This is a genomic window from Biomaibacter acetigenes (assembly GCF_003691585.1).
Taxonomy (GTDB): Bacteria; Bacillota; Thermosediminibacteria; order Thermosediminibacterales; family Tepidanaerobacteraceae; genus Biomaibacter; species Biomaibacter acetigenes.
The window spans coordinates 1,453,168-1,466,014 of the sequence record NZ_CP033169.1 but is presented as its reverse complement, the minus strand read 5'-3'; the positions used below and the strand labels follow the sequence as shown (position 1 = coordinate 1,466,014).

General features: G+C 44.0%; 12 protein-coding genes. All 12 read right to left on the bottom strand.

The window, feature by feature from the left end; translation table 11 throughout:
* Positions 1-5: 5 nt before the first annotated feature.
* Complete coding sequence (gene ffh / locus D2962_RS07190) at positions 6-1,346, bottom strand: signal recognition particle protein (protein WP_120766800.1); 1,341 nt, start codon at positions 1,344-1,346, stop codon at positions 6-8.
* Position 1,347: 1 nt separating this feature from the next.
* Positions 1,348-1,713 (bottom strand): YlxM family DNA-binding protein, encoded by a 366-nt coding sequence (gene ylxM, locus D2962_RS07185; RefSeq protein ID WP_245985036.1) that lies wholly within the window; start codon positions 1,711-1,713, stop codon positions 1,348-1,350.
* Positions 1,714-1,783: 70 nt separating this feature from the next.
* Positions 1,784-2,680 (bottom strand): signal recognition particle-docking protein FtsY, encoded by an 897-nt coding sequence (gene ftsY, locus D2962_RS07180; RefSeq protein WP_120766870.1) that lies wholly within the window; start codon positions 2,678-2,680, stop codon positions 1,784-1,786.
* A gap of 30 nt (positions 2,681-2,710) precedes the next feature.
* The gene (gene smc / locus D2962_RS07175; protein ID WP_162991141.1) at positions 2,711-6,265 is read right to left on the bottom strand and encodes a chromosome segregation protein SMC; all 3,555 of its coding nucleotides are present in this window, start codon (positions 6,263-6,265) and stop codon (positions 2,711-2,713) included.
* Positions 6,266-6,358: 93 nt separating this feature from the next.
* A complete protein-coding gene (locus D2962_RS07170; protein WP_120766797.1) occupies positions 6,359-6,619 on the bottom strand; it encodes a stage V sporulation protein S in 261 nt (86 codons plus the stop codon).
* An 83-nt stretch (positions 6,620-6,702) separates the two neighbouring features.
* The gene (rnc, locus tag D2962_RS07165; RefSeq protein ID WP_120766796.1) at positions 6,703-7,422 is read right to left on the bottom strand and encodes a ribonuclease III; all 720 of its coding nucleotides are present in this window, start codon (positions 7,420-7,422) and stop codon (positions 6,703-6,705) included.
* Positions 7,423-7,701: 279 nt separating this feature from the next.
* On the bottom strand, positions 7,702-8,940 hold the full coding sequence (gene fabF / locus D2962_RS07160) for a beta-ketoacyl-ACP synthase II (RefSeq protein WP_122014596.1): 1,239 nt from the start codon (positions 8,938-8,940) through the stop codon (positions 7,702-7,704).
* A 105-nt stretch (positions 8,941-9,045) separates the two neighbouring features.
* Positions 9,046-9,279, bottom strand: coding sequence for an acyl carrier protein (acpP, locus tag D2962_RS07155; RefSeq protein WP_120766794.1), 234 nt, complete (start codon positions 9,277-9,279; stop codon positions 9,046-9,048).
* Positions 9,280-9,348: 69 nt separating this feature from the next.
* A complete protein-coding gene (fabG, locus tag D2962_RS07150) occupies positions 9,349-10,089 on the bottom strand; it encodes a 3-oxoacyl-[acyl-carrier-protein] reductase (protein ID WP_120766793.1) in 741 nt (246 codons plus the stop codon).
* Positions 10,089-11,030, bottom strand: coding sequence for an ACP S-malonyltransferase (fabD, locus tag D2962_RS07145; protein WP_122014595.1), 942 nt, complete (start codon positions 11,028-11,030; stop codon positions 10,089-10,091). Before fabD ends, fabG begins: the two co-directional genes overlap by 1 nt.
* Positions 11,031-11,035: 5 nt before the next feature.
* Positions 11,036-11,986 (bottom strand): enoyl-[acyl-carrier-protein] reductase FabK, encoded by a 951-nt coding sequence (fabK, locus tag D2962_RS07140; RefSeq protein WP_120766791.1) that lies wholly within the window; start codon positions 11,984-11,986, stop codon positions 11,036-11,038.
* 19 nt (positions 11,987-12,005) lie between these two features.
* Positions 12,006-12,839, bottom strand: coding sequence for a DegV family protein (locus tag D2962_RS07135; protein WP_120766790.1), 834 nt, complete (start codon positions 12,837-12,839; stop codon positions 12,006-12,008).
* Positions 12,840-12,847 lie beyond the last annotated feature (8 nt).

Genomic DNA, 12,847 nt, shown 5'->3' with positions numbered 1-12,847 from the left:
TCCTTTTAAAGCCCATAAAATGGAAATCTATGCTTTCCTTTTTTACGGCCCTTTTCCATATCAGTCATCTGTTTGATCATTTTTCGGGTTTGTTCATATTGTTTTAAAAGACGGTTAACATCCTGTATGGAAGTGCCGCTACCGGCAGCAATGCGTTTACGCCTGCTGCCGTTTATAATGGAAGGATTTTTTCTTTCCTCGGGTGTCATTGAATTAATTATAGCTTCCACGTGAACCAGTTCCTTTTCATCCAGTTCCAGGCCCTGCAGCTTCTGCGGAGAAAAACCCGGTATCATGCTCAATATCTGGTCCAGGGAACCAATCTTTTTAACCTGGGAAAGCTGCTCCAGAAAATCGTTGAGGTCAAAGGACTGGGTTTTAAGCTTTTGCTCCAGTTCCTGGGCCTTTTTTAAATCAAAAGACTGAGTAGCTTTTTCGATGAGGGTGAGCACATCTCCCATCCCCAGTATTCTTGAAGCCATACGTTCTGGATAAAAAGGTTCCAGGTTTTCCAGCTTTTCCCCCATACCTACAAATTTTATGGGGCATCCCGTAACTGCCTTGACGGACAGGGCGGCGCCTCCCCGGGTGTCGCCGTCCAGCTTTGTCAGGATGAGGCCGGTTAGAGCCAGGCGTTTGTTGAACTCTTCCGCCACATTCACTGCGTCCTGGCCGGTCATGCTGTCCACTACCAGCAGTATCTCACTGGGGTTTACAGCCTGCTTTATTCTTGACAGTTCGTCCATGAGCTCTTCATCTATATGCAGTCGTCCTGCTGTATCGATTATTATCACATCATTGTTGTGCTTATGGGCATATTCCACAGAGGCTCTGGCAATGTTAACCGGGTCCTGCTGGCCCATGGTAAAAACGGGCAAATCCAGCTTTTCTCCCACCACCTGGAGTTGTTTGATGGCTGCAGGGCGGTAAATATCTGCGGCTGTAAGAAGAGGCTTTTTGCCGCTTTTAGAAAGCAGTCTACCTAACTTTCCTGCAGTGGTGGTTTTACCTGAACCCTGAAGCCCGACAAGCATTATGACAGTAATTCCACCGGAAGAAAAATTTAACTTTGCTTCCTTAGATCCCATCAACTGTACCAGTTCATCATTTACGATTTTAATGACCTGCTGCCCCGGAGTGAGGCTTTCCATTACCTCCTGCCCCACGGCTCGCTCGCTTATTTTCTGGATTAGATCTTTTACAACCTTGAAATTTACATCGGCTTCCAGCAGCGCGAGCTTTACCTCTCTCATTGCCTGCTTTACATCAGCCTCGGTCAGTTTTCCCTTGCCCTTCAACTTTTTGAAAATATCATTCAACTTCTGAGTAAGCGCTTCAAAAGCCATTCTATTCACCGCCTTCCTTTAACAATGAGGCTACATCATCGCAAATCTTTCGGATTCTGATCCTATAATCTTCAGAAAGGCCCGGTTCCAGCTCTTTCAAAGATTGAAGTATCTTTTCAACCTTTTTTTCAAGACCTGCAAACCGCCTGACCATGCCCAGTTTTTCTTCATATTCGGTTAAAATATCCTGCGCCCGTTTGACAATATCATAGACCCCCTGACGGGTTACTCCATAATTTTCGGCTATTTCCCCCAGGGAAAGGTCGTTCAAAAAATGAAGTTCAAAAATCTCCCTCTGCTTTTCAGTCAGAAAATCTCCGTAAAAGTCATATAACAGATTTATTTTCGTAAGTTCATCCATAAACATCACCTGTAAAGGTCTCATCCTTTACAGGCTAATTATACAGCATGCGGTTTTTTATGTCAAGAATGATGCATCACAAAATAGCATCCACAAATTCATCAGGGTTAAAATCCTGCAGGTCATCTATTCCCTCGCCCACACCTATAAACCATACGGGGATGTTCAATTCCTGGGCGATGGCAATGGCAATGCCGCCCCTGGCGGTCCCGTCCAGTTTGGTAAGGACTATCCCGGAAATATCCACTGCCTCTTTAAATATTCTTGCTTGGGCCAGAGCATTTTGACCTGTGGTAGCATCGAGCACCATGAGGCTCAATAGTTGGGCATCGGGATATTCCTTTTGACACACCCTGTAAAGCTTTCTCAATTCTTCCATGAGGTTCTTTTTTGTATGAAGGCGCCCGGCGGTATCACATATTATTATGTCCGCCCGGCGGGATTTCCCGGCCTGGATGGCATCAAAGAGCACCGAGGCGGGGTCGGAACCTTCCTGATGCCTTATCACATCAACCCCTGACCTCTGTCCCCAGACATCCAGCTGCTCTGCCGCTGCAGCCCTGAAGGTGTCCCCTGCAGCCATGATGACTTTGTAACCCCGGTTTTTAAAATTATGGGCAAGCTTTCCAATGGACGTGGTCTTTCCCACACCGTTGACTCCCACCACAAGCAAGATGCATGGCGGTTGTAAAGACATTTTTTGCTGTGGAAAAAGCCCCTTAATTTCCTCTTTCAGAGCGGCTTTCAGGTCCTCAGTGCTTCTTATCCTCGAAGACTTTACGTGCTCTCTCAAACTCTCCATGAGCTTCTGGGTCACATTTACTCCAACATCCGCTGAAATCAATACCTCTTCCAGTTCCTCCAGCGTTTCCTCATCAACTTTTCTGGTAAACTTTAATAGGTTGTCAATTTTTTCCGTAAAATTGTTTCTGGTCTTGCTCAAACCTTGCTTTAACTTATCAAAAAAACCCAATTTCTTCACCTCTCTCATAAATTTATGCATCTACTCCAGCTTTACCGTCAGCACTTTTGATACTGCCGTCTCTTCCATGGCTATGCCGTAAAGGGCATCAGCTATGGCCATGGTGTTTTTGCGATGAGTAATAATGATAAACTGGGTGTGACCCGCAACCTTTCTCAGATATGATGCAAACCTATCGATATTGGCATCGTCCAGCGCCGCCTCTATCTCGTCGAGGATGCAAAAGGGCGTAGCCTTGATATTTAATATGGCAAAAAGAAGGGCTATGGCCGTCAGAGCCTTTTCTCCTCCCGAAAGCAGGGAAATGCTCTGAAGTTTTTTCCCCGGCGGCTGGGCGATAATGTCAATTCCTGCCTCAAGCATGCTGCAATCGCCTTCTATAATCAGGTCGGCTTTGCCGCCTCCGAAAAGTTCGGTGAAAACTTTTTTAAACTCCTCTCTGACCTTTTCAAATGAACTGAGGAACATATCTTCCATTGTTTTTGTTATTTCCTTTATCAAACTATCCAGTTTATCCTTTGCCTCTTTTAGATCATCCCTTTGAGCTTTTAAGAAATCATACCGGGACTTTAAATTGTCATAATCATCTACAGCCTGTAAATTCACAATGCCAAGGGATTCTATTTCCTGCTGAAGGGCTGTAATTTTTTCCTTCATCTCAAGAATGCTCCCAATTTCTTTTTTAAAATTCAAGGCCTGTTCAACGGTCAGTGAATATCTTTCCATCAATTTTCCCCTGACCTGGTTAAATTCCATATTAAGGGCCGTTTCATCCACTATACATTCATTTAGTTTCCTTTCAAGCTTTTTTTGCTCTTCCTCAAGACGATTAAATTTTGCTTGACTTTCTTCCAGCGCCTTTTTCAGCGATTCCCTTTGTTTTTTCAGATTATCCACTTTGGTTAACAAATCCTTTTCAAGTTCGGCATAGTTTGTCATTTGCTCAGCGTAGTTTAAAACTTTGTCTTTTGCCATGCTCATGGAACGCTCATTTTGCTCAAATTTATCCTCCAGAACCTTTAGTTCCCTCGACCAGGTTTGAAGGTTTTCCTCTTCATTCTGTATATTTTGTTCCAAACTTATTTCTTCCTGTTTGTGAGATGCAAGTTGGACCTTCAAGTCGGTAATCCGTTGTGCCAGCATTTCTCTTTTTGACCTGTCCCTGGATAATTGCTGCTGAAGGTCTTTTACCTTGCTCTGACTGGAAGTGTTTTTTATATCTATGCTCCCTATATCTTTTTGTACGGATATTATTTGTGCATCTATATCCACAGTCTGGGTTTTTATATCGTCAATTTCGGATTCAAGCTGGCTCTTTTTATGTTCCCTTTCATTGAAAACCGTTTGCTTTTCCTTAAGTTCCCTTTCCAGAGCGGCAATTTCGGATTTTAAATTAAAAACGGCATTTTTACAGGAATCAACCATTTTCAAGTATTCCTGATAATCCCCTTCAATCCTTGTACACTCCTGTCTGATAATGGCCAGGTCTTTTTCCGATCTCGCTATTTTTTCTTCAAACTCCTGAAGTTCTCTTTTCCTCGATAGAATAAGACTTGATTTTTTTTGACTCCCTCCTGTTATGGAACCGCCAGGGTTAAACAGTTCTCCGTCAAGGGTTACGATCTTTAAACTGAATCGGCACCTTCTGGCTATGGCTATGGCATTATCCATTTTGTCCACCACTATAACCCTTCCCAGCAGATGGCCAATTACCGGTAAGAACTTTTTGCCGCAGGTGGTTAGATGGTCGGCCGTATCTATACAGCCCTTCATGGATAATATTTTTATTTCTTCAGCGTCAAGCCCTCTGGGTTTTATGGTATTGAGGGGTAAAAATGTCACCCTGCCGAGGTCATGCCTTTTCAAATATTCTATAGCTCTTTTTGCATGTTCTTCTGTATCGCAAACAATATTCTGAAGAGCCCCTCCCAGTGCGGTTTCAATAGCCACCTCATAGGTCCTGTCTACGGAAATAATATCGGCCAACGCGCCATAAAGGCCTTCCCCATTTAGTTTATTATTTTTTATGGAAGACAGGAGGTTCCTCACTCCATATTGATAGCCTTCAAAACTCTCATTGACCTCTTTGAGAGCTTTAAACCTTGAAGCCAGAGCCGACAATTCCTCCCCTTTTTTTATACTCAAAACCCTTTTTTCTTCCAGGGTTGAACCTAATTTCAGGATGTAGTCCTGCGTATCCTGGATCTGCTTTTGCTTTTGTTCACACTGAAGAGTTAGATTTTCTATCATTCCTTTTATATTCTCTATCTCGGCTCTGGTTTTATTATTTGACTCATCCAGCAGGCATATCTCTTTTCGAATCTGTTTCAAACGGTTTTCCAGATTGGTCTTCATGGCTGTAAGGCTAGTTATCATGTTCCTCTTTTCCGAAGCGAAATTTAACAGGTCGATGACATCACCCTTTAGACTTTCAATAAGATTTTCCTTTTTTTTAATGGAGTCGTCCACACAAACAAGTTCCTTTTCCCCTTCGGTTATTTTAAGTTCCAGACCATTAATATCTTTTATTTTCTGTTCCAGAACCTTTATTTTTTGGCCCAGGCCATTTTTAACCTCGGAGATCTTACGCCTTAAATTTTCTATATTGCCGCTCAACTCCTGTTGTTCAAGCCAAAGCCTTTTTTCCTCATCTTTCGTCCACTGCAAATCTTTTTCCAGGTCCTTCCTCTTTGTACCGGCATCAAAGGCCTTCTGCTGATAAATTTCATAGTCTTTCTCAAGAAGTTCAAGCTGAGCACTGTCATTCATCATTCCTTGATGCAGCAGGGCCCTTTCGTTTATGATTTTTTGCAGGGAAGTCTGGTTTTCTTCAATAGAATTTTTTATATGAGATGCCTTTTTTTCAATTCTCGATATTTCGGCTAGCAGCAGGTTGATATCCAGTTGTTTCAATTGTTCCAAAAGCCTCTTGTACTCCAGGGCTTTTTCCTTCTGTAATTTTAATGGTTCCAGTTGATTCTGGATTTCGGCCAGAATGTCATCTATCCTTACCATATTACCTACGGTTTCTTCCATGCGCTTTTCAGCCTCTTTTTTTCTGGCCTTATGTTTCATTATACCGGCGGTTTCCTCGAGAATAGCCCGCCTTTCTTCCGAACGTCCGGTAAGGATCTCATCTACCTGGCCCTGGCCTATAATTGAGTAACCATCCTTGCCTATACCGGTATCCATCAATATTTCCTGAATATCCTTCAATCTGCACGGGGTCTTGTTCAGGAAAAATTCGCTTTCCCCGGAGCGAAACACCCTTCGGGTGAAACAAACTTCCGAATAATCTAGCGGCAGCAGTTTGTCTGAATTATCCAGCGTGATGGAAACCTCCGCCATGCCCATGGGCTTTTTTGTATTGCTGCCCGCAAAAATAACATCTTCCAGCTTAGAGCCCCTCAGATTCCTCACGCTCTGTTCACCGAGCACCCACCTTATGGCATCCGTGATATTGCTTTTTCCACTGCCGTTAGGACCCACGATGGCATTTATGCCGGGCCCAAATTCAATCTCGATCCTGTCTGCAAAGGATTTGAACCCGTGCAACTCCACTCTTTTAAGGTACAAAGGCATCCCTCCACTTTTTAAATTCTATCACATATTTATAATAATAAAAATACCTGTCCTTTCAACAGGACAGGTATAAATTCCAAATTAATTTTAACGGGGTTCAACAATAAATTTTATGGCTGTCCTTTCTTCTCCGTCAATGTCAATCTCAGCAAAAGCGGGAACAGTTACCAGATCGATACCGTTGGGCGCTACGAAACCTCTTGTGATTGCAATAGCCTTAACCGCTTGATTTACGGCCCCGGCACCCACCGCCTGAAGTTCAGCCACGCCTTTTTCCCTTAAGACGGCTGCCAGAGCTCCTGCAACAGATTTGGGTTTTGATTGAGCTGATACTTTTAGTACTTCCATTCGATAAATCCCCCTTAAAAATATTTATTATTTCTTGAGTTATATATTCTATGAGGGAAATAAAATTCCTTCTTTTTTAAATATTATATTTTCCATTGCTTTAAATTGTTAAGGGCTTGTTTTGCAGCAAGCTGTTCGGCTTCCTTTTTGCTTTTTCCGGAACCCCTACCCATTACTTCGCCTTTCCATAAAACCTCTACATAAAAAACCTTGGCATGGTCGGGGCCCTCCTCTTTTATGACCTCATAGCAAACCCTGTCCGGTGATGATTTCTGCAATATTTCCTGAAGCAAGGTTTTATAATCCCGGGCTTCTTCTCCTTCCACAGCCTTTTGAATGGCATCTTCGAGATTTTTTATAATAAAATCCCTTACAGTATCTAAATTTTTATCAAGATAAATTGCACCAATAAGTGATTCAAAGGTATCTGCCAGAATGGATGGTTTTTCGCGTCCCCCGGTGTTTTCTTCTCCCTTGCCAAGCACAAGGTAATCTCCCAATAGCAAGTTTTTAGCCGCCAGAGCAAGACTGTGCTCACATACGGTATAAGCTCTGACTTTTGTCATCTGGCCTTCAGACATCTCAGGATATTTTTCATAAAGGTAATGGCTTATCACCAGTTCCAGAACCGCATCTCCAAGGAATTCCAGCCTCTGGTTGTTCTCTATCGATATGCTATTTTGCTCGTTGGTATAAGAAGGATGTATAAAGGCATTATTCAAAATCTGAAAGCTGTTAAATGTAATTCCTATGATTTCCTGTAATCTTTCAAGTTCCCGAAGCCTATTTGGATCAAGTTGCATTCTTTATAACCTCTTTTTAATATTGATATAGGTGTAAAAACTCCGGCGTTTGTGGTTCGTGACGGCCAAAGGCACCGTAGAGTGAAGCCAAAGACGTTCTTAAGCTCGAAACGAGCGGAGCAGGGGCGGCATGCACGGATGCATGCCGGCCGGCATTGAGGCAGGACGCCGAATTGCCGGCGTAACCCTGCGAAGCGAAGGAGCAAGCTTTAGAACGTCTGGCTGAACGGTCAGGAGCCAGGCCGTCACAATCACCTAAAACGACTTTTTACACCCAAATCAATATTTTTTTACAATCACGCAGGCATTGTGGCCACCAAAACCCATGGAGTTGGACATGGCAATGGATATATCCTTTTTTACGGATTTGTTGGGCACATAATTCAAATCACATTCCGGGTCAGCACAATCGTAGTTGATGGTGGGGGGAATTTCCCCGCTGGTCACAGTAAATACCGTTGCTATCATTTCCACTGCCCCGGCAGCTCCGAGGAGGTGTCCAGTCATGGACTTTGTAGAACTTATGGCCAGATTGTATGCATGTTCACCAAAAGCGTTTTTAATAGCCAGTGTTTCGAACTTGTCGTTTAGCGGTGTAGAAGTTCCGTGAGCATTAATATAATCCACCTGTCCGGGTTTTATCCCCGCATCGTCAATGGCAGCTTTCATGGCTCTTGCCGCCCCTTCGCCTTCGGGTGCAGGTTGAGTCAGGTGGTATGCGTCGGCGGTGGTGCCGTATCCTATAACTTCAGCGTATATGTGGGCATTTCTCTTCAAAGCATGGTCCAGTGTTTCCAGTATCATGACTCCCGCGCCTTCTCCCATGACAAAACCATCCCTATCTTTATCAAAAGGCCTGCTGGCTTTATGAGGTTCGTCATTGCGAGTAGATAGGGCTTTCATGGATGAAAAGCCTGCCAGGGAGAGTGGAGTAATGGGTGCTTCAGTACCCCCGGCCACCATGATATCCGCATCATTTCTCTGGAGAATGCGGAAAGCCTCGCCTATGGCATTGGTCCCGGAGGCGCAGGCCGTAACCACTGTAAAGTTAGGCCCCTTGAGATTGAAGGCCATGGATACCTGCCCCGAGGCCATATTGGCAATCATCATGGGGATGAAAAAAGGACTTACTCTTTTCGGCCCCTTTTCGATCAGGGTATTATGCTGCTCTTCCCATGTCTCGCTTCCGCCTATGCCAGATCCCATGACAACTCCGACCCTGTCGTTGTCTATAGAGGAAAGATTTAATCTTGAATCTTCAAGGGCCATTTTAGTAGCAGCTATGGCAAACTGTGTAAACCTGTCCAGCCGCTTTAATTCCTTTTTTTCGATATAATCTTCAGGATTGAAATCCTTCACTTCCCCTGCGATCTTTGTGGGAAAATCATCACAATTGAACCTTGTAATCAAATCTATGCCGGATTTCCCCTGTATCAGGGAATCCCAGAATTTTTCCTTTCCTGTTCCTACAGGAGAGATAACTCCTATCCCTGTAATAACCACTCGTTTCTTTTCCATAAGTTTCCTCCCGGTAAAGTATTATATCTATATCTACGGTTAAAGGGGCCTGGCCCCTGGACTTTCTAAAGTAAAGTCCCGTAATTGATACGGGACTTTTTGAGGCTATGCGGTGTGATTCTTTATGTAATCTATTACATTTTGAACCGTTTTTATCTTCTCCGCATCTTCATCGGGGATTTCCAGATCAAACTCCTCTTCAAAAGCCATAATCAATTCCACAATGTCAAGAGAATCGGCTCCCAGATCATCGATGAAAGAAGCTTCCGGTACCACCTCATCCTCATCAATACCCAGTTGTTCGGCTATAATTCTTTTTATTTTATCCAGTACTTCCACTTTCTTCACCCCCCTTCTCCAGTAGCATATTATGATTACTTTTATATATTTTATTCCAATTTAAAGATATTATAAAGTAAGCCCCCCGTCAATAGCTATTATTTGGCCGGTAATATATTCCGCTTTGGAAGATGACAGGAAAACCGCCAGATGTGCCACATCTTCGGGGGTCCCCAGCCTTTTTAAAGGAATTTTTTCCTCTATCCCTGCGCTTTTTTCAATTATGGAAGAAGTCATATCTGTCTTAATAAATCCGGGGGCAATGGCATTGACGGTGATACTCCTGCTTCCCAGTTCTTTTGCCAGGGCTCTGGTAAAACCAATAATCCCCGCTTTTGCTGCGGCATAATTAACCTGGCCGGTATTGCCATAAATGCCGACAATGGATGAGATATTGATGATTCTTCCCTGCTTTTGCTTGACCATGTATCTCACAACACCCTTTGTTGTGTTGTAAACGCCTGTCAAATTTGTTGTAACTACATCATTCCAATCTTTTTCACTCATCCTGAGCAATAATGCATCTCTTGTAATACCGGCATTGTTCACCAGTATATCTATATGTCCGAATTTGCTATGGATTTCGTCTATCATTTTTACCGCCTGCCCAAAGTCGGAAATATCGGCTTTGTGGGCATAAGCCTCCTGACCAAGGTTCTCTATTTCTGATACTACCTCCATGGCCGCCTTTTCGTTGGAGCAGTAATTTACTATTACGGTAGCCCCGGCCCTGGCCATTTCGATACAAATGGCACGCCCTATTCCCCGGGAACCCCCGGTTACTATACATACTTTGTCGGAAAGTTCCATTAAATCTTACCTCCAAAATAACTCAAGGTATTTTTTAGGGATTGGGTATCTTCCACATTTAAGGTGACCAGATTTTTATCCACCTTTTTTACAAATCCTGTCAACGCTTTACCCGGTCCGAGTTCTACAAAGGTGTCTACACCGCTCTCAATCATTTTTCTTATGCTGTCTTCCCATAACACCGGTGAACTTACCTGTTTTATCAGCAGTTTTTTTATGTCGGAAGCTTCGTGTATAAAGTCCGCATTTACATTAGAAACAACAGGTATCTTTGTATTTTTTATTTCCACTTTATCCAGCTCTTTTGCAAGCTTTTCCTCTGCAGGCTTCAGCAGGCTGCAGTGGAAAGGAGCGCTTACCGCCAGGATCATGGCCCTTTTTGCTCCACGCTGCTTTGCAAGTTCCACAGCCCTGTCCACGGCTTTTACCTCACCGGCGATTACGATTTGGCCCGGACAGTTAAAGTTTGCGGCTTCCACCTTGCCTACCCCGGACGCCTGCTGACATATTTCCATAATAGCCTCTTTGTCAAGGCCCAGGATTGCAGCCATGGTGCCAGACCCTAGGGGTACGGCCTCCTGCATGAATTTCCCCCTCTTTTGGACCAATGGAACTGCCTGCTCAAAATTTATAGATTCTGCCGCCACCAGGGCAGAATACTCTCCAAGGCTGAGGCCAGCCACTACATCTGGAAGGATGCCTTCTTCTTTAAGTATCGAAAAACATGCCATGCTGTGCGTCAATATGGCAGGTTGGGTATTGACCGTTTCTTTTAATTTATCTTCGGGACCTTCGAAACATACACTGGAAATCTTAAAATTTAATGAATTATCCGCCTGCTCGAAGACCCTTTTCGCCACAGGAAAATTATCATACAGATCCTTGCCCATACCCACATACTGAGCTCCCTGTCCCGAAAATAAAAATGCTATTTTCGCCATAGACACTACCTCCATCCCGGATTGTTTGCCATATTATCTAAAACCTGTTTTGCTTCGTTCACTAAACCCTCTATTATTTCCGCCGCAGGCTTAACATCGTTTACCATGCCGGCTATCTGGCCCGCCATGACTGAACCGTTATCCACATCTCCATCTACCACGGCAGCCCTTAGCCTCCCCGTTCCCAGAGCCTCAAGTTCCTTAATGTCTGCTCCCTGGCTTTCAAGGGTTTCAAACTGGTGGGACAGTTTGTTCTTCAATACTCTAACAGGGTGGCCTGTAGGCCTTCCCGTCACTACTGTACTTCTATCTTTAGCCTTTAATATTGCATTTTTGTAATTGTCATGAACGGTACATTCAGTTGCACATACAAATCTGGTACCCATCTGGATTCCTTTGGCTCCGAGGGATAAGGCAGCTATAAATCCTCTGCCGTCGGCGATGCCTCCAGCAGCTATTACGGGAATATGAACCGCATCCACCACCTGGGGAACCAGAGCCATGGTGGTTAGTTCCCCAATATGGCCGCCGCACTCCATTCCCTCGGCAATAAGGGCATCTACTCCGATTTTTTCAAGCCTCTGAGCCAGGGCTACAGAAGCTATTACCGGGATCACTTTTATATTGGCTTCTTTCAGTCGCGGTATATACTTTCCTGGGTTACCGGCGCCCGTGGTTACCACGGCAACTTTTTCTTCAATGATGGTATTCATCACATCATCTACAAAGGGCGACATAAAGTAGACATTTACTCCAAAAGGTTTATCCGTCAGGGCTTTTGCCTTTCTTATCTGGTCCCTAACCACATCGGCCGGAGCATTTCCAGCACCTATTATACCGAGACCGCCGCCGTTGGATACTGCAGCGGCTAGTTCGGCAGTAGCCACCCATGCCATCCCCCCCTGGATTATTGGATACTTTATTCCAAGAAGGTCGCAGACTTCAGTATGAAACATATGAATCCTCCCTAATTAATTAATAATAGATAATTCCTATGGTCCCGGGGCCGGTATAGGTTCCAATGACCGCCCCAATGGTGGAGATGGTTAGTTCCTTGAAATTGAAGTGTTTCTCAAATATTTCTTTGTATCTTTCAGCTTCATCTTTACAGCTTGCATGGATGACAGTGCCAGTTAAGGGAACATTACTTGCATCCATGGATACTTTTTCTAAAAGCTTATCCAACACCCTGGCTTTGCCGCGAATTTTTTCTACCGGAGCTACCAGACCGTCTTTTATGGTTAGCATGGGTTTTATGTTAAGAAGGTTGCCAAGAAAAGCCGATGCCTTTCCGATGCGGCCGCCTTTTTGGAGATAGTCAAGAGTATCTACTACAAAGTAAACCTTTATTTTTCTTATCATGTCATCAATAAGGTGCAGGATACTTTGCCGGTCCCTCCCCTCTTTTGCAGCTTTGGCCGCTTCCAGTACCGTGAAACCGATCATCATGGACGCCCCTTTTGAGTCTATGACATCCACCGGTACCTTTACCATATCTTTTGCCAGGACCGCCGATTGGTACGTGCCGCTTAATTTGCTTGAAAGATGTATTGAAATAATATGGTCGGCTTTTTGAGAGAGTTTTTCATAACACGCAGCAAATTCGGCCGGGGAAGGCTGAGAAGTTCTTGGATGATGAGGTGATGTCCGCAGTTTGTCATAAAATTGGGCCGGAGTAATATCCACTCCTTCATGAAATTCTTCATCTCCAAAAAAAATCTTTAGAGGTACCACAGTAATGTTATATTTCTCCAAAAGTTCCGGGGAAAGATCTGCGGTGCTGTCAGTGACAATACTAATATTGCCCATAGACTCCC